A 21418-nucleotide genomic window follows, 5' to 3' on the forward strand; every position below is an offset into this window, starting at 1 on the left:
ACTTATCTGTGGCGAGGGGATAAATCCCCCTCGCCACAAGGGGATGTGTTCAGCTATTCAAAGGCTGGTTACTTGCACACGTCAGCAATAGCCTCAGCCAGCAAATCCAGGCGCGTGGCGTCGATGCCTGCCACGTTGGCCCGGCCTGTGCCGACCATGTACACGCTGTGGCGTTCGCGCAGGAGCCTGACCTGTTCCGGCGTCAGGCCGGTGTAGGAAAACATTCCCCGTTGCACGCCGATATGGGCGAAGCGCTCACGCAACCCGTGGGGTTCGAGCGCTTCCAGCAGGCCGCTGCGCAACTGCGCAATGCGCAGGCGCATGGTCTGCACTTCGTCGGCCCACAGGCTTTTGAGGTCCGGGTTGCCCAGGATCGTCGCCACTACCGCCGCGCCATGATCCGGCGGCGTCGACCACAGGTTGCGAGCGATGTTCGCCAGTTGGCTGCGGATATCCACCAGTTTGTCGGCATCGCCGGCGCAGACGATCAGCGCACCGGTGCGGTCGCGGTACAGGCCGAAGTTCTTCGAACAGGAACTGGTGATCAGAACTTCAGGCAGTGCCTGGGCAAACAGCCGGACGGCCCAGGCGTCCTGCTCCAGCCCATCGCCGAAACCTTGATAAGCGAAGTCGATCAACGGCAGCAGGTTGCGGCTGCGCATCACTTCCAGCACCTGGCGCCATTGTTCCTGGGTCAAGTCGAAGCCGGTGGGGTTATGGCAGCAGGCATGCAGCAACACCACATCGCCCTTGGGTGCCTGGCTCAGGGTCGCCAGCATCGCTTCGAAATCCAGGCGGTTGTCGGTGCCTACATAGGGGTAATGGCTGGCCTTGACCCCGGCGGCGGCGAAGATGGTTTCGTGAATCGGCCAGGTCGGGTTGCTCAACCAAACGCCGCGGCCCGGCAGGCACTGGGCAATGAAGTCGGCACTCAGGCGCAGGGCGCCGGTGCCGCCCGGCGTCTGGGTCGCACCGGCACGTTTGTCCTTGATCAGCGTCGAGTCGGCGCCCAGCACCAGTTCATTGATCAACTGGCCGAACGCGGCGTCGCCATGACCGCCGATGTAGGTCTTGGTGCTCTGGCGGTCCACCAGGCGCTGCTCGGCCTGTTTGACTGCCGCAAGAATCGGCGTCAGGCCTTGGGCGTCTTTATAGACGCCCACGCCCAGGTCGAACTTGCCCGGATTGCTGTCCGCCGCGTAAGCCTCCATCAGGCCGAGGATCGGATCGCCGGGCACCCGGCCGATGGCATCGAAATGCATTACTTGCGGCCCTCGGCGGTCTTGGCCACGTCATCGGTGCGGGCGGCCATGATGAAGTCGTTGCGGTGCAAGCCCTTGATGGAGTGGCTCCACCAGGTCACGGTGACTTTGCCCCATTCGGTGAGCAGACCCGGGTGATGACCTTCAGCCTCGGAGATTTCACCGACGGCGTTGGTGAAGGCCAGGGCGTGCTTGAAATTCTTGAACAGGAAGACTTTTTCCAGCTGCATCACGCCGTCGCGCACTTCGATGTTCCAGTCCGGGATCTGCTTGATCAGTACCGGCAGTTCTTCGTCGCTGACTTGTGGCGCGTCGGCGCGGCAGGCTTCGCAATGGGCTTGGTTCAGAGTGTTCATGGTGTGTTCCCGGATCGAATATTTGAAAAACGTCGATGCACTCACGCTAAAGCAAAGCCGCGTTGTGCAACAGACTCAATTGAGATTAAAAGACGCGGTTCACGCAGCTTTTGGCGGAAATTTCGGAGCGTGCAGGCCCAGTTCGCGACCGCGCTTGACCATGCCCATGATGTCTTCGTGGGCCAGGTCGAACAGGCGCTTGAGCTCGGGGAGCACGAAATACACCGGCTGCAGGATGTCGATGCGATACGGCGTGCGCATGGCTTCCAGCGGATCGAAGGCTTGATGCTCCGGCTCGTCCGACAGGCAGTAAACAGTTTCCTTGGGCGAAGACAGGATGCCGCCACCGTAGATGCGTCGGCCTTGCGGGGTTTGCACCAGGCCGAACTCAATGGTCATCCAGTACAAGCGCGCCAGGTAGACGCGTTCTTCCTTGGAAGCCTGTAGGCCGAGTTTGCCGTAGGTGTGGGTAAATTCTGCAAACCAGGGGTTGGTCAGCAGCGGGCAGTGGCCAAATATCTCGTGGAAAATGTCCGGCTCTTGCAGGTAATCCAGTTCTTCGCGGGTACGAATAAACGTCGCGACGGGAAACTGCTTGCTGGCGAGCAATTCAAAAAAGGTCTGGAAGGGGATCAGCGCTGGTACCCGGGCCACTTGCCAACCGGTGGTTTCACCCAACACCTTGTTGATTTCACCCAATTGCGGAATACGGTCGTGGGGCAGGCCCAGCTTGTCGATACCGTCCAGGTACTCCTGGCACGCACGGCCTTCGATGACTTTGAGCTGGCGGGTGATCAGCGTGTTCCACACCGCGTGTTCTTCGGCGGTGTAGTGAATAAAACCTTGCGCATCGGGCTCGCGGGCCACGTATTGCGTCTGCTTCATGCTGCTCTCCTGCTGATTTCCCTCTGGGGGACGGCTTGTTTGTTGTTATGTCCAGCGATGCATTAGAGATAACCCGAAGCAGGGATGTGTGCAGCAGGCAGGCAAGAGTGGGTATCGCGATAAAGGTGTGGTTTCGTAAAGTTTTCGTTACGGCTCCAGCTGTTCTTCGATATTGTCGGGTTTTTCGACTGGGAAATGGCCTACAACTGTCACATAATCTTGACGTTTATTTGCGCTGCCACGCAGAAAAAACTTGTGGCGAGGGAGCTTGCTCCCGCTGGGCGGCGAAGCAGCCCGCTCTCCCATGCTTGCATACACATCGATATCGGGCCTTTTCATGCGCATCAAAGTCCATTGCCAGAACCGCATCGGCATCCTGCGAGACATCCTCAACCTGTTGGTGGAGTACGGCATCAACGTCGCCCGCGGGGAAGTGGGCGGTGAGCACGGCAATGCCATTTATCTGCACTGCCCGAATCTGATCAACATCCAGTTTCAGGCGCTTCGCCCGAAGTTCGAAGGCATTGCCGGGGTCTTCGGCGTCAAGCGGGTGGGGTTGATGCCCAGTGAACGTCGGCACATGGAGCTCAACGCGCTGCTCGGCGCCCTGGAGTTTCCGGTGCTGTCCATCGACATGGGCGGTTCCATCGTCGCCGCCAACCGGGCTGCGGCGCAGTTGCTCGGGGTGCGAGTGGACGAAGTGCCGGGGATTCCACTGTCCCGGTACGCCGAGGATTTTGACCTGCCGGAGCTGGTGCGCGCCAATCAGTCACGCATCAACGGTTTGCGGGTCAAGGTCAGGGGCGATGTGTTTCTGGCGGACATCGCGCCACTGCAATCGGAGCACGACGACAGCGAGGCCATGGCCGGTGCGGTGCTGACGTTGCATCGGGCGGACCGGGTTGGCGAGCGCATTTATAACGTGCGCAAGCAGGAACTGCGCGGCTTCGACAGCATTTTCCAGAGTTCGAAGGTGATGGCGGCGGTCGTCCGGGAAGCCCGGCGCATGGCGCCACTGGATGCGCCGCTGTTGATAGAAGGCGAAACCGGCACTGGCAAAGAGTTGCTGGCTCGCGCCTGTCACCTGGCGAGTCCGCGCGGGCAGTCACCGTTGATGGCACTCAACTGTGCGGGGTTGCCCGAATCCATGGCCGAGACCGAACTGTTCGGCTACGGCCCCGGTGCTTTCGAGGGGGCCCGGGCCGAAGGCAAGCTCGGTTTGCTCGAACTGACCGCCGGAGGCACGTTGTTCCTCGACGGGGTAGGGGAAATGAGCCCGCGCCTGCAAGTGAAATTGCTGCGCTTTTTGCAGGACGGTTGCTTCCGTCGTGTAGGCAGCGATGAAGAGGTGTACCTGGATGTCAGGGTGATCTGTGCGACCCAGGTGGATTTGTCTGAGCTCTGCGCCCGAGGGGAATTTCGTCAGGATCTGTACCACCGTTTGAACGTCCTTTCGCTGCACATCCCGCCTCTGCGCGAATGCCTCGACGGCTTGATGCCGCTGGTGGAGCATTTTCTTGACCAGGCCAGTCGGCAGATTGGTTGTGCGCTACCGAAACTGGCCCCGGCGGCGATGGACCGTCTCAGCCACTACCATTGGCCAGGCAACGTTCGGCAGCTGGAGAACGTGCTGTTCCAGGCTGTCTCCCTGTGTGATGGCGCAACGGTGAAAGCCGAGCATATCCGTCTGCCGGACTACGGCGTGCGTCAGCCTCTGGGGGACTTTTCCCTGGAGGGTGGGCTGGACGACATCGTCGGGCGATTCGAGAAAGCCGTGTTGGAGCGGCTGTATTCCGAACACCCCAGCAGCCGGCAACTGGGCAAGCGGCTGGGGGTTTCCCATACGACCATTGCCAATAAGTTGCGTGAGTATGAGGTGGGTAAGGCCGGCTCATAATAGTTGCTTACCTGTTGTGTTTGGTGGGACTTCTATCGCGAGCAGGCTCGCTCCCACAGGGGTATCGAGTGTTCAAAATCCTGCGAGCACCCAAGATCCATGGTGGGAGCGAGCCTGCTCGCGATGACGGCAGTAGCCGTTGCCAGAAGGTCAAGCGTTGCCACCAAACGGCATGACACCGCCGGTTTTTCGTCTTTGATACATTTCCCCAAATCCCTTCAATAACCCTGAAGCCCTTTGTTTGTGCGGCTCGACGGCGCCAGAAAAAAGTTGGTCTGCAAATTGCTTAGTGCTCAGCAGTACAGCAGTGGACGGCAAACGTCCGGCATGCAGAGGAACGACAGTGGACAAGTACCTTTATGTGGCAATGACCGGCGCCAGCCAGAACGCACTGGCGCAGCGGGCCCATGCCAACAACCTGGCGAACATCTCCACCAACGGTTTTCAGAAAGACCTGGAGCAGGCTCGTTCGATGCCGGTGTTTGGCGACAGCTTTCCGGCGCGGGCATTTGCCATGTCCGAGCGTCCAGCCACCGACTTCACTCCTGGCGCGCTGGTGGAAACCGGTCGCGACCTTGACGTGGCAGTCAGCGGGCCGGGCTGGATGGCTGTGCAGAACCCTGAAGGCGGTGAAAGCTACGTGCGCACCGGCAGCCTCAACGTTGACGCCCTGGGCGTGCTGCGGGCCGGCAACGGTATGCCGGTGATGGGCAACGGTGGTCCGATCGCCGTGCCGCCAGAGCAGAAAATCGAAATCGGCCAGGACGGCACCATCAGTATCCGCGCCATGGGTGAAGGCCCGCGCGTGATGGCTGAAGTCGACCGCATCAAGCTGGTCAACCCGGATCTTCGCAACATGACCAAGGGCCTGGACGGCACCATCCGCACCAAGGACGGCCAGCCGGCTGTCATTGATGCCAACGTGCAACTGGTGTCGGGTTTCCAGGAAGCGAGCAACGTCAATGCCGTGGACGAGATGACTTCGGTGCTGGCCCTGGCCAAGCAGTTCGAGCTTCACGTCAAGATGATGAACACCGCCAAAGAAGGCGACGAAGCCATGGCTCGGGTCTTGCAGATCTAATCATTAATTACAGCGTCGCGCCGAAAAACAGGCGTACGAGGAGAATCGAATGCTTCCGGCTCTTTGGGTTGCCAAAACAGGTCTGTCCGCCCAGGACACCAACCTTTCTACTATTTCCAACAACCTGGCGAACGTGTCGACCACGGGTTTCAAGCGTGATCGCGCCGAGTTCCAGGACCTGCTGTACCAGGTCAAACGCCAGCCAGGCGCCCAATCGACCCAGGACAGCGAATTGCCGTCGGGCCTGCAAGTGGGTACCGGTGTGCGCATCGTCGGCACCCAGAAAAACTTCACCGCCGGTAGCCTGCAAACCACCGAGCAGCCGCTGGACATGGCCATCGACGGTCGCGGTTTCTTCCAGATCCTGCAGCCCGATGGCACCACGTCCTACACCCGTGACGGTACGTTCCACCTCGATTCCAATGGCCAGATCGTCAACGCCAGCGGTTTCGCCCTGGAACCGGCGATCATCATCCCGAACGACGCCCAAACGTTCACCGTGGGCCGCGACGGCACCGTGTCCATCACTGTGGCGGGCAACCCTGCTTCGCAGGTGATCGGCAACCTGCAGACTGCCGACTTCATCAACCCGGCCGGCCTGCAAGCGGTGGGTAACAACCTGTTCCTGGAAACCGCGGCCAGCGGCGCGCCACAAGTCGGCACGCCCGGCCTGAACGGCTTCGGTACCACGCTGCAGAACACCCTGGAAACGTCCAACGTGAGCACCGTGGAGGAGATGGTCAACATGATCACCACCCAGCGCGCCTACGAGATGAACTCCAAGGTGATCTCCACCGCCGACCAGATGCTCTCGTTCGTTACGCAGAATCTGTAATCACGTCTATAGGGCGGCCTGAGGCCGCCTGCAACACCAAGAGGTAGGGTCATGAATCGCTTCGTATCTGTTCTGGCACTGAGTGGAGTTACTGCGCTCGCGGGCTGTGTCGCGCCAACGCCCAAGGCCAATGACCCGTACTACGCTCCGGTGTTGCCGCGCACGCCGTTGCCGGCCGCTGCCAACAACGGTTCGATCTACCAGGCTGGCTTCGAGCAGAACCTGTATAGCGACCGTAAGGCTTTCCGGGTTGGGGACATCATCACCATCACCCTGAACGAACGGACCCAGGCCAGCAAGAACGCCAACTCGCAGATCGACAAGACCAGCGAGACCAGCGTTGGCCTGACGTCGTTGTTCGGCTCCAGCCTGACCACCAATAATCCCATCGGTGGCGGGGACCTGAGCCTCAACGCCGGTTATGGCTCCGACCGGGCCACCAAGGGCGACAGCAAGTCCGGACAGAGCAACAGCCTGACCGGCTCGATCACCGTGACCGTCGCCGATGTGTTGCCCAATGGCATCATCGTTGTGCGGGGCGAGAAGTGGCTGACCCTCAACACCGGTGACGAGCTGGTGCGCATCGCCGGCATGGTTCGCGCCGATGATATCGCTACCGACAACACCGTCTCGTCGACCCGTGTAGCCGATGCACGTATTACCTACTCGGGCACCGGCGCTTTTGCCGATGCGAGTCAGCCAGGCTGGTTCGACCGTTTCTTCCTCAGCCCGAAGTTCCCTTTCTAGGTGGCCCAGTTGAATCTTAAGCGGTTGAATCTCAAGCAGCTGTTGATGGGGGCACTGCTGATGTCGGCGGCCTTCACCGCTCAAGCCGAGCGTCTGAAGGACATCGCCAGCATTTCCGGCGTGCGCTCCAACCAGTTGATCGGCTATGGCCTGGTCGTGGGTCTCAATGGCACGGGCGACCAGACCACCCAGACCCCGTTCACCCTGCAAACCTTCAACAACATGTTGTCGCAGTTCGGCATCAAGGTGCCGGCGGGTTCGGGCAACGTGCAGTTGAAGAACGTGGCGGCGGTGTCGGTCAGTGCCGACCTGCCGGCGTTCGCCAAGCCCGGGCAGCAGGTGGATATCACTGTTTCGTCCATCGGTAACTCCAAGAGCCTGCGCGGCGGCACCCTGTTGTTGACGCCGCTCAAGGGGATCGACGGCAACGTCTACGCCGTCGCCCAGGGCAACCTGGTGGTGGGTGGCTTTGACGCCGAAGGCCGTGACGGTTCCAAGATCACCGTCAACGTTCCGTCGGCTGGCCGCATTCCTGGTGGTGCGTCGGTGGAACGTGCGGTGCCGAGCGGTTTCAACCAGGGCAACAGCCTGACTCTGAACCTCAACCGTTATGACTTCACGACCGCCAAGCGCATCGTTGACAAGATCAATGACATGCTCGGCCCTGGCGTGGCACAGGCCATCGACGGCGGCTCGGTGCGCGTCACCGCGCCTCTGGATCCGAGTCAGCGGGTCGACTATTTGTCGATCCTGGAGAACCTCGAAGTCGATCCGGGCCAGGCGGTTGCGAAAGTCATCATCAACTCGCGCACCGGCACCATTGTGATCGGCCAGAACGTCAAGGTTTCACCCGCCGCGGTGACCCACGGCAGCCTGACCGTGACCATTACCGAAGACCCGATCGTCAGCCAGCCTGGACCCTTGTCCAACGGCCAGACCGCCGTGGTGCCCCGTTCGCGGGTCAATGCCGAGCAGGAAGCCAAGCCGATGTTCAAGTTCGGCCCGGGCACTACCCTGGATGAAATTGTCCGGGCGGTGAACCAGGTCGGCGCGGCGCCGGGCGACTTGATGGCGATTCTCGAAGCCTTGAAGCAGGCCGGCGCGTTGCAAGCCGACCTGATCGTGATTTAAGGAACGAGCCATGGATATGCGCAAGGGCGCTTTGATCAGCGGGGATTCGGGTTCCTACTCGGACCTCAATCGCCTGAACCAGCTCAAGGTCGGCGACAAGAACAGTGACGGCAACCTGCGCAAAGTGGCGCAGGAATTCGAGTCGCTGTTCATCGGTGAAATGCTCAAGTCCATGCGTGCGGCGACCGAGTCGATGGGCAAGGACAATCCGCTCAATACCGCTGAAGCCAAGCAGTACCAGGAAATGTACGACCAGCAGTTGGCCGTTTCCATGTCTCGCGAGGGCGGTGGTATTGGCCTGGCTGACGTGCTGCTGCGCCAGATGTCCAAGAACAAACCCCTGGTGTCAGGCGAGGCGGCAACGCTGTCGGCCGGCAAGCAGGAGCAAGCGTTGGACGAGGCCGTCAAGGCCCCGGTGCCGACGCCCATTGCCGCCGGCACGTTGCCCGACGGGCCATTGTCGCGCTCCAACGGCCAGCGTCCGCTGTGGGCTTCGCGGGCCGTGAGTGCGCCGCAAGGGGCGGGCGAGGGCGTTCACCGCAACGACATGGAATTGCTCAACCAGCGCCGCCTGGCCCTGCCGCCCAAACTGGCCGATCGGCTGCTTGCCGGGTTGGTGCCTTCGGCTGCCGTCGCGCCTGACGTCAAGGCGCAGAATATTTTGCCGGATCGTGCCATCACCGCCGTCAAGCCTGCCACCGGCGAACTGGCCAATGGCGACTGGCTGGCCGCGCTCAAGGCGTCAGAGCCGAGCGGGTCCATGCAGGTGTACGGGCGTGCCGTGGCGCAGCCACCCCTGGCGCCAGCCCGCAAAGCCTTCCGCGATGCTGACGAGTTCGTCGATGCCATGCTGCCAATGGCCAAGGAAGCCGCGGACCGTATCGGCGTGGACCCTCGTTACCTGGTGGCCCAGGCGGCCCTGGAAACCGGCTGGGGCAAGTCGGTCATGCGTCAGCCTGATGGCAGCAGCAGCCACAACCTGTTCGGTATCAAGGCCAGCAAGAACTGGACGGGCGATTCGGCGCGGGCGATCACCAGCGAATTCCGCAATGGCGAGATGGTCAAGGAGACGGCTCAGTTCCGTTCCTACGCCTCGTATCGCGACAGCTTCCATGACCTGGTCAATCTGCTGCAAAGCAACAGTCGCTATCAAGATGTGCTGAAGTCGGCCGATAACCCGGAACAGTTTGTGCGTGAGTTGCAGAAGGCCGGTTACGCCACCGACCCGAACTACGCCAGCAAGATTTCGAATATAGCCCGGCAGATGACCAGTTACCAAAACTACGCTTCGGCTGGCGCCACTACGACTTTATAAGGTCTGAACCATGAGTTTGCTCAACATCGGGATGTCGGGTCTGTCCGCAAGTCAGACCTCATTGGTGACCACGGGTAACAACATTGCCAACGTTGATACCGCCGGTTATTCGCGTCAGCAGACCGTGCAGACCACCAAGGCGTCCAATCAGTACGGCAACGTCTTCATCGGCTCCGGCACCACCCTGGCTGATGTGCGCCGGGTCTATAACGCCTACCTTGAAGCGCAGTTGAAGACCACGACCTCGCTCAACAGCGATGCGGCCGCGTATCAAGGGCAGATCACCCCGCTCGATGCCTTGCTGTCGGACAGCGGCACGGGCCTCAATGGCGCGCTGACCAAGTTCTTCGCCTCGGTGCAGAACGTCAACGCCAAGCCGGGCGATGATGCATCCCGTCAGTTGCTGCTCAGCGATGCGCAAGCCTTGAGCAATCGTTTCAATTCGGTCGCCAGCCAATTGACGGAGCAGAATCAGAACATCAACGGCAACCTGTCGAGCATGGTCGATCAGGTCAACAAACTGGCTACCACCGTCGCTCAGTTGAACAAGAAAATCGCCGAAGTCTCCAACTCCGGCGGTGCTCCCAACGACCTGCTCGACGCCCGCAACCAGACCATTCTCCAGCTCTCGGCCTTCACCGGCACTCAGATCGTGGAGAACGGCAGCAGCCTGGACATCTACTTGGGGTCCGGCCAGCCGTTGGTGATGGGCAATACCGTCAACACCCTGGAAACCGTGCCGGACAAGAACGATCCGGGCCGCCTGGGGATCCAGCTCAATAGCGGTTCCAGTGTCATGGACCTCACCCAGGTACTTACCGGTGGCGAGATCGGCGGCCTGATGCGCTATCGCAGCACGGTGCTTGACCCGGCCATGAATGAACTGGGCCGCGTGGCCCTGGTGGTCGCCGACCAGATGAACGCGATCCAGGCCTCGGGCATCGACAAGAACGGCGCCTTCGGTTCCAACCTGTTCACCAACATCAACAGTGCCGCGCAGATGAGTCAGCGCAGTATTGCCGCGTTGAACAATAGCGCCGGTTCCGGCAACTTCAACGTGGCCATCGAAGACACCGGCGCGCTGACCACCAATGACTACAAGGTGAAGTTCACCAGCGCTACCGACTACACGGTCCAGCGCCTGCCTGACGGCACTTCGATGGGTTCGTTCAATACCGCGACGACGCCGCCGCCGGTGATCGACGGCTTTTCGATGACCTTCGCCAATGGCACCGCTGCCGCTGGCGATTCGTTCAAGATCACCCCGACCCGCAACGCGGCGACCAGTATCAAGACCGAGATGACCGACTCCAAGCGGTTGGCGATTGCCGCGCCGCTGGGCGCAGCCATCGTGCCGGGCGGCAGCGGTACGCTGACCATTCCGGCCAGCGGCCAGCCGACCATGACGTCGCAGTTGGACATCTACGACGAAGCCACCACCACCATCATCCAGAACGGCATCAAGACCTCGATGCCAGTCAAGGTGGTCTTCGGCGCGACGTCCGCCGACGGTACCAGCCAGGCTTACCAGTTGCTCGATGCCACGGGTGTCGAGATCAGCAATGGCACGATCAAGCCCGGCCAGAGCAATACCTTGAGCCTGAGCGTTCCACTCAAGGATGCCAGCGGCAACCCGATCATGGATTCCTCGGCACCTCCGGTGCAGCGTACCGTCACCTTCGACATGTCGATTGCTGGCGCGCCGTCCAACGGCGCCGCGATCGATGTGAGCGTCAGCCAGGCCGGCAGCCTGGATAACCGTAACGGCACTGTCCTGGCCGGTTTGCAGACTGCCAAGACCGTGGACACCGGTTCCGCCAGCAAGGGCATTTCGTTGAACGATGCCTACGGCAAGCTGGTGGAGGGCGTAGGTTCCAAGGCCGCCCAGGGCAAGCTCGACAGCGCTGCCACCGGCGCGATCCTGGATAACGCCAAGGGCGCTCGCGATTCGCTGTCGGGCGTGGACCTGGACGAAGAAACCGGCAACCTGGTCAAGTATCAGCAGTACTACACCGCGTCTTCGCAGATCATCAAGGCTGCGCAGGAAATCTTCAGCACATTGATCAACAGTCTTTAAGGAGTCGTAGCCCATGCGAATTTCTACCGCCCAGTTTTACGAATCCACGGCTGCGAACTATCAGAAAAACTTCGCCAATGTGGTCAAGACCAGCGAAGAGGCCAGCAGCCTGGTGCGCGTCAATACCGCTGCTGATGACCCGGTAGGGGCTTCACGTCTGCTGCAACTGGGCACACAGGCCTCGATGCTGGCTCAGTACGAAACCAACGCCAACACCATCAAGGCGACGCTGGGCACCACTGAAGCGGTGATGACCAGCATTGGCAACGTGCTGCAGCGCGCCAAGGAATTGGCCGTCGGTGCCGGCAACGCTGGCTACACCGACGCCGACCGCCAGGCCAACGCCTCGGAGCTGGCGCAGATCGAAGAGCAGTTGCTCAGCCTGATGAACAGCAAGGACGAAAACGGCAAGTACATTTTCGCCGGTTCCAAGGGCGATACCATCCCGTTCACCCGCAACACCGATGGCAGCTACAGCTACAACGGTGACCAGGTGACCCTCGACCTGCCGGTCGGCGATACCATGTCGATGGCCACCAACAGCACCGGCTGGGAAGTGTTCCAGCAGGCCGTCAACACCAGCCGCAGCCAGGTCACCATGACCGCGCCGGCGGTGGACGATGGTCGCGTGGTGCTGTCCAACGGTCAGGTGTCGTCCAGTGTCAGCTACAACAGCAAATTCCGCAGCGGCGAACCGTATACCGTTGAATTCACCAGCGGCACGCAGCTGAGAATCACCGACTCCGGCGGCAACGACGTCACCGCCGAAGCCAGCCAGGGCGGCGCTTTTGATCCCAGCAGCAAAAAAGGTCAGGCGGTGCAGTTCCGTGGTCTGGAACTGACCCTGAACATTAATCTGCAAACCGGTGATGATGCCAATACCGTGTTGCCGGGCCATACCTTCACCCTGGCCGCCAAGCCGGACACCTTTGCCGCGACCCGCAGCCCGGGCAACCCGACCACCGTCCAGGTCACGGGCAGCGAGATCACCGACCCGGTGGCGTATCACGCCAGTTTCCCTACCGGTTCGGCCGTATTGAAGTTCACCAGCGCCACCGACTTCGACCTGTACGCCGCGCCGTTGACCGCCAACAGCCAGCCGGTGTCCAGCGGCACCCTGGCCGGCAACGTGGCCACCGCCTCGGGCGTGAGCTTCACCCTGGACGGTACGCCCGGTGCGGACGATCAGTTCAGCATCGCGGTCAATACTCACGAGACCCAGAACATTCTGGACACCGTGAACCAACTGAAAACCGCGTTGAGCACGCCAACCAACAACGATCCGATTGCGCTGCAAAAGCTGCAGGCTTCGCTGGCCTCCGGTATTGGCAACCTGGCCAGCGGCACCGATCAGTTGTCCAGCGCCTTGAGTTCGGTAGGTGGGCGTGGTCAGGCTCTGGAAACCCAAAGCGACACGAACCAGAGCCTGTTGTTGGCCAATAGCCAGACCCAATCGTCGATCCGCGATTCCGATCCGGCCGAAGTGATGACCCGCTTGACGTTGCAACAGACCATGCTGCAAGCCTCGCAACTGGCTTTCAGCAAGATCACCCAACTGGGCCTGTTCAACAAGATCTGAGCCGGTATCGACCGAGCCGCCAACCGTCTTTTTTAAGCGGTTCCGGGGCTCCGGCCTGAAAAGGTCGGGGCCCGCCGCTCGAGAGTTTTCGCCGTGAAACCATTGCCCCTCGTCAGTATTGTCATTCCTGCGTACAACCCCCGGTTCTTCGACCAGGCACTGCTCAGTGCCCTGGCCCAGACTTACGAGCAGATCGAAATCGTTGTTTGCGACGATTCGCCTGGCGATGAAATTCGCCGGACAGTCGATTCCTTCACTGAGCCGTCCCATCCGATCCGCTATCTGCGAAATCCGCAGCGACTGGGGCTTCAGGGCAACCTGTTGCGTTGTGTCGAAGAGGCCAGGGGCGAGTTCATCAAAGTGTTGTGCGACGATGATCGGCTGTTTGCGCCGAGCATTGCGATGCAGGCCCAGGCGTTGATGGATCATGCTGACGTCAGCGTTGTGTTCGCGCTTCGGTTGTTGTGTGACGCCGGTAACTTCATCTTGCCGCCTCGCGTCGATAATTGCCGATTCTCGCCGAACGATGCTCTGCTCAAGGGCGATGACATGCTGGCGATTTTCGAGAGCACGCCGACTAATTTCGTTGGTAATTTCAGTTCCGCCCTGATGCGCCGGGCCGATGTGCTCGAGCTGCTGCCAGCGCTGGTCCAGGGCGGAGCCGGTTTCGTTGCCACCCTCGACTTTGCCTTGTTTGTCTGTCTGATGCGCCGCGGTAACCTGGCAGCGCTCAATACGGTTTTGAGTATCGAGCGCTTGTACCCTGAGCGTTTGAGCAAGACTGCTGAAATGCTCAAGGCTGCGAAAGTGGAGTGGCAATGGTTGGCGCAGATGCTCGCCGCACGCAACGGTGAAGCGGCTCCGGCCTCTGGCTGGGTGCGTTGCGTTGATCTGGACAAAGTCACCGATCAGCCTCACGCCTGGCAGGAATTATGTGTGACCCGCGTGTTGGGCAATCGCAATACGGTCGTCAATGGCCGGGTAGGTGCCCAGAGCGAGAGTTATGCCGAGTTCTACCGCGAGTGGCTGTCGATTCGTCGCTTCAGCGAGGTCGAGCAGCGTGTCATGCCTGCGCGCATCGACAGTTGGCCATTGCGTCCGAACATCGTGCCGATTGTCATCGACAGTGCCGGCGACGACGTGGCATTGGCGACCACGCTGCGCAGCATAGAGGGCCAGCTCTATCCGGCCCAGGCTGTCGTGGTGCTTTCCGACGCCCGTTGTGAGGTCAATGATCGGGTGTTGCAGTTGCCTTATCAGTCCGACTGGGCGCGGCAACTCAATGCCATCGTTGCGCAGTTGGAGGGCGCACATTGGTTCTATCTTCTGCGTGCTGGCGATACCCTCCGTGATTCAGCGTTGTTGATCCTGGCCGAACGCGTGGCGGGCAAGAGCGGAATTCTCTGCGCTTACAGCGACGAAGGCGCGCTGGTAAACGGCGAGTCCATCGAACCGGTGTTCAAGCCTGATTTCAACCTCGACCTGATGCGCGCCTATCCCTACGTCGGTCGGGCCCTGGCCTTCGAGCGTGAACGCTTCATGACCCTGGGCGGGTTCGACCCGGCTCGCGGTGAGCTGGCGCCTCACGATCTGCTCTGGCGGCTGGTGGAAGAGGCCGGCCCGCAAACCATCGAACACATTGCCGAGATCCAGGTTGAATCCACACTGAGCTTCGCCCAGTGGTTGTCGTGGCCCGAGGTGATCGAGGGCAACGCTCCTATGGTCGGCGCTCACCTGGAGCGTATTGGCGCACCTCACGAGATTCGCCAGGATGTGTTGCCGCTGATCAATCGCATCGACTACCGCTACGGCACCCGTCCGTTGGTGTCGATCATCCTGCGCACGGGTGATTCACTGGCAGCCTTGCAGCGCTGCTGCGAAAGCCTGATCGAGCGCACTGCCTATACGCACTATGAAATCCTGATCGTGGACAGCGGCGTCCGGGATTCGGCCATGCTTAGCTGGCTCGAGGACATGGCGCAGCTGGGCGCGAGCATGCTGCGCGTGCTTCGCTACGCCGGTGACGACAATGACGCCTCGGTGCGTAACTTTGCCGCGGGTCAGGCTCAGGGCGACTACCTGGTGCTGCTGAGCCCGCAGATTGTCATTTGCGAAAGTGACTGGTTGGACGAGATGATCAACCATGCCCTGCGCCCGGAAGTCGCGGTGGTCGGCGCAAGGATACTCAGCCCCCAGGGCACGGTTGTCGGTGGTGGGCAAATTCTTGGGTTGGCCGGGCCGGTGGGAACACCGTTTTATGGCGAACCGGCGGCCGCTCGTGGCTACATGCAACGTCTGCACACGACCCAGAACTGGAGTTCGGTCAACAGCGACTGCCTGATGGTGCGCAAGCAGGTGTTCGAGGAACTGGGTTGTCTTGATGACGCGACATTCAGCCAGGGCCTCAGTGACGTCGATTTGTGCTTGCGTGCAGGTAAAGATGGCTACCTGGTGGTCTGGACACCCTACGCCAGCGTCATGCATACGACCGGACAATCGTCAGCCCAGTCGGAAGAAGTGTTGCAGGAGCGCGAGCGCGAAGTTTTCTATCGCAAATGGTTGCCGCAGATTGCTCGTGACCCGGCTTACAGTCCTGCCTTGAGTCTTGGGGCTTCCAGTTTCAGTCTGGAACCGTCACTGCGCAATAACTGGAATCCGTTCTGCACCCGTGCATTGCCCTTGGTACTGGGACTGCCGGTCAACTCCACCGCGGTCGGCCACTATCGGGTCACCGCCCCGCTGGCCGAACTCGAAGCCAGCGGGCGGGTGATTGCCCGGGTGGCCTACGAGTCGCCTTCGACCGTGGAAATCGAGCGGCTGTCCCCGGATACCATCGTTTTGCAGGGACGCTACAGCGAAGGCGCTGCCGGTGACATCCTGCGGATGAAGAAGTACTCCGGCGCCTTGCGGATTTTCGAGCTCGATGACTACGTCGTCAGTGCCCCCAAGAAAAATACCCACGCCCGCAACAAACCGGTCAACACTGAGCAGATGCTGCGCGAGGGAATTGGCTTGTGTGACCGGGTGGTGGTGACGACCCAGGCGCTGGCCGATGCCTTGTCGAGCATGCATAGCGAAATTCGGGTAGTGCCCAACATGCTGCCGCCCGAACCGTGGACCCGGTTGACCAGCCGGCGCGGAACATCTTCCAAGCCGCGAGTTGGCTGGGGCGGCGGGACCAGCCACAGCGGTGACCTGGAAATCATTGCCGACGTCGTCCGCGAACTGGCCAATGAGGTGGAGTGGGTGTTCTTCGGGATGTGCCCGGACGCGTTACGCCCCTACATTCATGAGTTCCACGGCTCCGTCGGGTTGCAGACTTACCCGTTCAAACTGGCCAGCCTGAACCTTGACCTGGCGCTGGCGCCGCTGGAGTTCCACATCTTCAACGACTGCAAGAGCAACCTGCGCTTGCTGGAATACGGCGCCTGCGGCTACCCGGTGATCTGCACCGATACCAAGGCTTACGACGGCTTCCTGCCGTGTACCAAGGTACGCAGCAACAGCACCGAGGAATGGATCGCGGCGATCCGCATGCACCTGGCCGACCCTGACGCCAGCTACCGCATGGGCGATGAACTGCGCGAAGCGGTGCTTCGTGATTTCATGCTTAGTGGCGACAACTTGCAGCATTGGTTGTGGGGTTGGTTGCCGGACTGAGCATGAGCTGTTTGGGCCGGAAGGCCGTGGCGAGGGGATAAAATTCCCTCGCCACTAAGATCAGTATTCAACCCTGTTTTGATTCAAATCCCCTCCGGCGAGCTGGCGCGTTTCCTGCACGCCCCCCTCATATCGCCATAAAACGAGCGCTTGCGGCATACCGCGGCGCCCGGATCGGCATCGAAGGTGTAATCCCCGCGCCCGCAGAGCGAAACAACGCTTGGCCGAGCCCGGTGATGGACAAGAGGGGAGACGATGAAGGCAGTTATCTTGGCAGGTGGTCTCGGCACGCGGATCAGCGAGGAGTCGCACCTCAAGCCAAAACCGATGATCGAAATCGGTGGCAAGCCAATTCTTTGGCACATCATGAAGCAGTATTCCGCTCATGGAATCCACGACTTCGTCATTTGCCTGGGCTACAAGGGCTACGCCATCAAGGATTTCTTCGCCAACTACTTCCTGCACACCTCCGATGTCACGTTCGACATGTGCAACAACCGCATGGACGTTCACCAGAACTACAGCGAGCCGTGGCGCGTGACCCTGATCGACACGGGCGAAGAGACCATGACCGGCGGGCGGTTGCGTCGGGCGGCGCGTTATCTGGAAAACGAAGAGGCGTTTTGCTTTACCTATGGCGACGGCGTCTCGGACCTCAACATCGGTGCGCTGGTGGATTTTCACCTGGCGCACGGCAAGCTCGCCACGGTGACGGCGGTCCAACCTCCAGGACGTTACGGTGCGCTGGAGCGCAATGGTGATACGGTCCTTGGCTTTACCGAAAAACCCCGGGGCGACGGTGGCTGGATCAACGGCGGTTTCTTTGTCCTCTCGCCGAAGGTCCTGCCCTATATCGCTGACGACCAGACTTCCTGGGAGGCCGAGCCGCTGGCAGCGTTGGCAACGGAACAGCAACTGCAGGCGTTCCAGCACGACGGTTTCTGGCACCCGATGGACACCCTGCGCGATAAAAATCATCTTGAGGCCCTGTGGCAAAGCGGGGAGGCCCCATGGAAACAATGGGGTTGAGCCCGGAGTTCTGGCGCGGCAAGCGGGTGCTGGTCACCGGCCACACCGGTTTCAAGGGCAGTTGGCTGGCGCTGTGGCTGCAAAGCCTGGGCGCTCGGGTCAGCGGTTTTTCCCTGGATCCGGCCACCGAGCCCAGCTTGTTCGAGCTGGCACGGGTAGGCGAGGGCATCGATGATCGGCGCGGTGATTTGCGCGACCTCGGCGCGTTGCTGGAAGTGCTCGCCGACGTGCAGCCGCAGATCGTCCTGCACCTGGCGGCTCAACCATTGGTACGCGAGGGTTATCGCGATCCGCTGGGCACTTATTCCAGTAACGTCATGGGCACCCTGAACCTGCTCGAAGCGGTCCGCCAGATCGGCGGCGTGCGTGCCTGTGTTCTGGTCACTACCGATAAGGTCTACGCCAATCAGGAATGGCTGTGGCCCTACCGCGAAAACGAAGCCCTGGGTGGCCACGATCCTTACAGCAGCAGTAAGGCCTGCTGCGAGTTGTTGGCGCAATCTTATGCCGCCTCGTTTTTCTCCGCCGATCGTTACGCCGAACACGGCCTGGCCCTGGCCACGGCCCGGGCTGGAAACGTACTGGGTGGCGGTGATTTTGCCCCTGAACGGCTGATTCCAGACGTGCTCAAGGCCTGGTCGGCGGACGAACCGGTGACGCTGCGTTATCCCCAGGCCGTACGCCCCTGGCAGCACGCCCTGGAGCCGTTGGCCGGTTACCTGCAATTGGCCGCGCGCCTCTATGAGCAAGGCCCGGAGTTTGCCGGTGCCTGGAACTTTGGCCCCGGCGAGGCCGACATGTGCAGCGTCGGCGAAGTCGTCCAGTTGCTCGCCGAACGCTGGCCGCTGGCGCCGGGCCTGCGGATCGAAGCGAGTGATTTGCATGAAGCCGGCCTGTTGCGCCTGGACAGCAGCCGCGCCCGACAGTTGCTGGGTTGGCAGCCGCGTTGGTCGTTGCAGCAGTGTCTTGTCCAGACTCTCGATTGGCATTTGGCGTGGCAGAACGGCGATGACATGCGTGCGATAACTCTGAATCAATTGAATCTCTACAGAGGTCGGTTATGACTGATTTCACCCTTCAGGCGTTGGCGCTGGAAGGCTTATATCTGATCCGGCAAAAAGTCTTCTGCGATGATCGGGGGCGTTTTGCCCGATTGTTTTGTCAGTCCCGCCTCACGCTTCAGGGACGTCCATTCGCTATTCGCCAGATCAACCATTCACGTACGGTCGAAAAAGGTAGCGTTCGCGGTCTGCACTACCAAAAGCCCGGATATGCAGAGTCCAAGCTGATTACTTGCGTCCGGGGCGCGGTATGGGACGTGGTGGTCGACTTGCGGCCGCAATCCCCAACCTACCTGCAGTGGCATGCCGAGGAGCTGCGAGCCGATGACGGCCGCAGTTTGTTGATTCCTGCCGGTTTCGCTCATGGTTTCCAAGCCCTGACCGATGACGCTGAAGTGCTGTACCTGACCGATGCTGACTACGCTCCGGATCATGAAGCCGGCCTTTCGGTGATTGACCCTGCACTGTCTATACCCTGGCCGTTGCCGGTTAAAAACCTGTCGGCCAAAGACGCGAGTCATCCGTTGCTGGACAAAGACTTCAGTGGAGTTGAGCTGTAATGGGGCATTCCTCGACCGTACTGGTTACGGGAGCCACCGGCTTTGTCGGTCGGCATCTGGTCAGTGCTTTACTCGCTAAAGGCTTCAAGGTTCGAGCTTCTGGCCGAAACGTCGAAATCGCGCGTGCCATGCCATGGTTTGATGATGTGGAGTTCCGCACGGCAGACATCCACGCACCGGACCTGGACGTGGCCGCTCTGACTGACGGGGTCGAGGCCATCGCGCATCTGGCTTGGCCAGGCCTGCCGAACTATCAGGCGCTGTTCCATTTCGAGCGAACCTTGCCTTTGGACTACGCGTTTCTCAAGCGCGTGATCGAGGCTGGTGTCAGCCATGTGCTGGTCACCGGTACCTGTTTCGAATACGGGCTGCAAAGTGGCCCATTGAGCGAGACGGTGATCGCACAGCCTTGCACGCCGTATGGCCTGGCGAAACATACTTTGCACCGGTTCCTTGAAGCCTTGCAGCGCGAGCGCGCCTTTACGTTGCAGTGGGCACGCCTGTTTTATTTGCACGGCGAGGGACAGAACCCTAACAGTCTGTTGGCCAGTCTCGATCGGGCGATCAACGAAGGTGATGCGCAGTTCAACATGTCTGCGGGCGACCAGCTGCGCGATTACCTGGAAATCGGACAAGCCGCTTCTCAATTGGCCTCGCTGATTGCGCGGCGCGATGTCGATGGGGTGATCAACTGTTGCAGTGGTCATCCGGTGTCGGTGCGGGCTCTGGTTGAACAGCGAGTGCGTGAGCGCCAGTCGGCCATCGCCTTGAACCTGGGGCACTACGGGTACTCGGGGCATGAGCCCATGGCGTTTTGGGGTGATGCCCAGCGGATTTCGCAGCTCAGGAGAGAAGATCATGCAGCATGAACTGTATCGGGCGAGCGGACTGCCGATTCTGCAGAACCGCACATTTGCCACTGCCGAACAGGCTCAGGCGTCGGCCAGCGCGGATATCGTGCTGGTGCAGGACAGCCAGAGCGGTCTGATCTTCAATCAGGCATTCGACGCGAGCAAACTCAGTTATGACGTCGACTATCAAAACGAGCAGGCCCACTCAGTGCAGTTTCAACAGCACCTGAATGACGTCGAAGCGATCCTGGCGCGACATTTCAAAGACAAAAGCCTGATTGAAGTTGGCTGCGGCAAAGGTTATTTCCTCGAGATGCTGCGAGGCATGGGCTACGCCATCACCGGGATCGATCCTTCCTATGAAGGTGACAACCCTGATGTGATCAAGGCTCCCTTCAGTCGGGAGTTGGGGATGGCGGCTGATGCCATTGTGTTGCGCCATGTGCTGGAGCACATCAGCAATCCGGTTGGTTTTCTGGCTGAAATCGTCGCTGCCAACCAGGGCGGACATATTTATATCGAAGTGCCGTGTTTCGACTGGATTGTCGAGCACAGAGCCTGGTTCGATGTGTTCTACGAGCACGTGAATTACTTCCGCCTAGCCGATTTGCGCGCAATGTTCGGGACGGTGCACGAGGCGGGGCATTTGTTCGGCGGCCAATACCTTTACATCGTTGCGGATCTTTCCACTTTACGCAGCACACCCGCCGAGGCACCACAGTCGCTGATGCTGCCGGAAAACTTCACCGCCAGCCTAGACCGTGCCGTGCAGATCATCCGGGGCGCGCCTGAGCAAGGTTCGGCGATCTGGGGCGCTTCCTCCAAAGGCGTGATCTATTCATTAGCGCTGCAACGTGCAGGCGTGGCAGTGGATCGCGTGGTGGATATCAATCCAACCAAGCAGGGGCGCTACTTGCCTCTGAGTGGTGTGCGAGTGTCCTCCCCCCAGGAGGCGATGGACACCTTGCCCGAAGGCGCCAATCTGTTTGTGATGAATTCCAATTACTTCGAAGAGATCAAGCGGATGACCGGTGGGCGATACGTCTATCACGCCGTTGACAGCGCTTCGTTCCAATAACCGCGAGATTCGAA

General features: G+C 60.5%; 18 protein-coding genes. 14 read left to right on the forward strand and 4 right to left on the reverse strand.

The annotated features are described in order from the left end of the window. Positions 1–68: 68 nt before the first annotated feature. From QOM08_RS07615 to QOM08_RS07630, 4 genes are all read right to left on the reverse strand, one after another. Positions 69–1262 carry an amino acid aminotransferase gene (locus QOM08_RS07615; RefSeq protein WP_076385860.1) on the reverse strand — a complete coding sequence of 398 codons (1194 nt, stop codon included), beginning with the start codon at positions 1260–1262 and terminating at the stop codon, positions 69–71. After that, positions 1262–1618: a 4a-hydroxytetrahydrobiopterin dehydratase gene (locus tag QOM08_RS07620; RefSeq protein WP_003184087.1), complete on the reverse strand. Its 357-nt coding sequence runs from the start codon at positions 1616–1618 to the stop codon at positions 1262–1264. The genes QOM08_RS07615 and QOM08_RS07620 overlap by 1 nt, the downstream gene beginning before the upstream one ends. 99 nt (positions 1619–1717) lie before the next feature. Then, entirely contained in the window at positions 1718–2503 is a 786-nt protein-coding gene (gene phhA / locus QOM08_RS07625) for a phenylalanine 4-monooxygenase (protein ID WP_047226214.1), read from the reverse strand. 147 nt (positions 2504–2650) lie between these two features. After that, the gene (locus QOM08_RS07630) at positions 2651–2842 is read right to left on the reverse strand and encodes a hypothetical protein (protein WP_188251127.1); all 192 of its coding nucleotides are present in this window, start codon (positions 2840–2842) and stop codon (positions 2651–2653) included. On the opposite strand from QOM08_RS07630, the gene QOM08_RS07635 reads away from it, so the two are divergent. From QOM08_RS07635 to QOM08_RS07700, 14 genes are all read left to right on the forward strand, one after another. After that, on the forward strand, positions 2841–4400 hold the full coding sequence (locus QOM08_RS07635) for a sigma-54-dependent transcriptional regulator (RefSeq protein ID WP_076385858.1): 1560 nt from the start codon (positions 2841–2843) through the stop codon (positions 4398–4400). The genes QOM08_RS07630 and QOM08_RS07635 overlap by 2 nt on opposite strands. Positions 4401–4743: 343 nt before the next feature. Then, positions 4744–5481 carry a flagellar basal body rod protein FlgF gene (locus QOM08_RS07640; RefSeq protein WP_047226216.1) on the forward strand — a complete coding sequence of 246 codons (738 nt, stop codon included), beginning with the start codon at positions 4744–4746 and terminating at the stop codon, positions 5479–5481. Between the two features lie 49 nt (positions 5482–5530). Continuing rightward, positions 5531–6316: a flagellar basal-body rod protein FlgG gene (flgG, locus tag QOM08_RS07645; protein ID WP_047226217.1), complete on the forward strand. Its 786-nt coding sequence runs from the start codon at positions 5531–5533 to the stop codon at positions 6314–6316. Positions 6317–6367: 51 nt separating this feature from the next. Beyond that, positions 6368–7063 carry a flagellar basal body L-ring protein FlgH gene (gene flgH / locus QOM08_RS07650; RefSeq protein ID WP_047226218.1) on the forward strand — a complete coding sequence of 232 codons (696 nt, stop codon included), beginning with the start codon at positions 6368–6370 and terminating at the stop codon, positions 7061–7063. A gap of 45 nt (positions 7064–7108) precedes the next feature. After that, positions 7109–8194 carry a flagellar basal body P-ring protein FlgI gene (locus QOM08_RS07655; RefSeq protein ID WP_160892017.1) on the forward strand — a complete coding sequence of 362 codons (1086 nt, stop codon included), beginning with the start codon at positions 7109–7111 and terminating at the stop codon, positions 8192–8194. A 10-nt stretch (positions 8195–8204) separates the two neighbouring features. After that, positions 8205–9509, forward strand: a complete 1305-nt coding sequence (gene flgJ, locus QOM08_RS07660) for a flagellar assembly peptidoglycan hydrolase FlgJ (protein WP_188251128.1) — start codon at positions 8205–8207, stop codon at positions 9507–9509. 10 nt (positions 9510–9519) lie between these two features. Next, positions 9520–11586, forward strand: a complete 2067-nt coding sequence (gene flgK, locus QOM08_RS07665; RefSeq protein WP_047226220.1) for a flagellar hook-associated protein FlgK — start codon at positions 9520–9522, stop codon at positions 11584–11586. Between the two features lie 13 nt (positions 11587–11599). Next, a complete protein-coding gene (locus QOM08_RS07670) occupies positions 11600–13165 on the forward strand; it encodes a flagellar hook-associated protein 3 (protein ID WP_316912766.1) in 1566 nt (521 codons plus the stop codon). 93 nt (positions 13166–13258) lie between these two features. Further along, entirely contained in the window at positions 13259–16825 is a 3567-nt protein-coding gene (locus QOM08_RS07675; protein ID WP_316912767.1) for a glycosyltransferase, read from the forward strand. A 255-nt stretch (positions 16826–17080) separates the two neighbouring features. Beyond that, entirely contained in the window at positions 17081–17854 is a 774-nt protein-coding gene (gene rfbF, locus QOM08_RS07680) for a glucose-1-phosphate cytidylyltransferase (RefSeq protein WP_186654069.1), read from the forward strand. Continuing rightward, entirely contained in the window at positions 17836–18918 is a 1083-nt protein-coding gene (rfbG, locus tag QOM08_RS07685) for a CDP-glucose 4,6-dehydratase (protein ID WP_316912768.1), read from the forward strand. Before rfbF ends, rfbG begins: the two co-directional genes overlap by 19 nt. After that, entirely contained in the window at positions 18915–19475 is a 561-nt protein-coding gene (gene rfbC / locus QOM08_RS07690; protein WP_316912769.1) for a dTDP-4-dehydrorhamnose 3,5-epimerase, read from the forward strand. The genes rfbG and rfbC overlap by 4 nt, the downstream gene beginning before the upstream one ends. Next, a complete protein-coding gene (locus tag QOM08_RS07695) occupies positions 19475–20344 on the forward strand; it encodes an NAD-dependent epimerase/dehydratase family protein (RefSeq protein WP_173407221.1) in 870 nt (289 codons plus the stop codon). Before rfbC ends, QOM08_RS07695 begins: the two co-directional genes overlap by 1 nt. After that, positions 20334–21404, forward strand: a complete 1071-nt coding sequence (locus QOM08_RS07700; protein ID WP_316912770.1) for a class I SAM-dependent methyltransferase — start codon at positions 20334–20336, stop codon at positions 21402–21404. Before QOM08_RS07695 ends, QOM08_RS07700 begins: the two co-directional genes overlap by 11 nt. Positions 21405–21418: the final 14 nt, after the last annotated feature.

The organism is Pseudomonas sp. P105, assembly GCF_032614175.1.
GTDB lineage: Bacteria > Pseudomonadota > Gammaproteobacteria > Pseudomonadales > Pseudomonadaceae > Aquipseudomonas > Aquipseudomonas rhizophila.

Bases quoted from the DNA above. Each gene is read 5' to 3' on its own strand.
- QOM08_RS07615 (WP_076385860.1), bottom strand. From the start codon at position 1,262: ATGCATTTCGATGCCATCGGCCGGGTGCCCGGCGATCCGATCCTCGGC.
- QOM08_RS07620 (WP_003184087.1), bottom strand. From the start codon at position 1,618: ATGAACACTCTGAACCAAGCCCATTGCGAAGCCTGCCGCGCCGACGCG.
- phhA (WP_047226214.1), bottom strand. From the start codon at position 2,503: ATGAAGCAGACGCAATACGTGGCCCGCGAGCCCGATGCGCAAGGTTTT.
- QOM08_RS07635 (WP_076385858.1), top strand. From the start codon at position 2,841: ATGCGCATCAAAGTCCATTGCCAGAACCGCATCGGCATCCTGCGAGAC.
- QOM08_RS07630 (WP_188251127.1), bottom strand. From the start codon at position 2,842: ATGAAAAGGCCCGATATCGATGTGTATGCAAGCATGGGAGAGCGGGCT.
- flgG (WP_047226217.1), top strand. From the start codon at position 5,531: ATGCTTCCGGCTCTTTGGGTTGCCAAAACAGGTCTGTCCGCCCAGGAC.
- flgH (WP_047226218.1), top strand. From the start codon at position 6,368: ATGAATCGCTTCGTATCTGTTCTGGCACTGAGTGGAGTTACTGCGCTC.
- QOM08_RS07655 (WP_160892017.1), top strand. From the start codon at position 7,109: ATGGGGGCACTGCTGATGTCGGCGGCCTTCACCGCTCAAGCCGAGCGT.
- flgJ (WP_188251128.1), top strand. From the start codon at position 8,205: ATGGATATGCGCAAGGGCGCTTTGATCAGCGGGGATTCGGGTTCCTAC.
- flgK (WP_047226220.1), top strand. From the start codon at position 9,520: ATGAGTTTGCTCAACATCGGGATGTCGGGTCTGTCCGCAAGTCAGACC.
- QOM08_RS07670 (WP_316912766.1), top strand. From the start codon at position 11,600: ATGCGAATTTCTACCGCCCAGTTTTACGAATCCACGGCTGCGAACTAT.
- rfbF (WP_186654069.1), top strand. From the start codon at position 17,081: ATGAAGGCAGTTATCTTGGCAGGTGGTCTCGGCACGCGGATCAGCGAG.
- rfbG (WP_316912768.1), top strand. From the start codon at position 17,836: ATGGAAACAATGGGGTTGAGCCCGGAGTTCTGGCGCGGCAAGCGGGTG.
- rfbC (WP_316912769.1), top strand. From the start codon at position 18,915: ATGACTGATTTCACCCTTCAGGCGTTGGCGCTGGAAGGCTTATATCTG.
- QOM08_RS07695 (WP_173407221.1), top strand. From the start codon at position 19,475: ATGGGGCATTCCTCGACCGTACTGGTTACGGGAGCCACCGGCTTTGTC.
- QOM08_RS07700 (WP_316912770.1), top strand. From the start codon at position 20,334: ATGCAGCATGAACTGTATCGGGCGAGCGGACTGCCGATTCTGCAGAAC.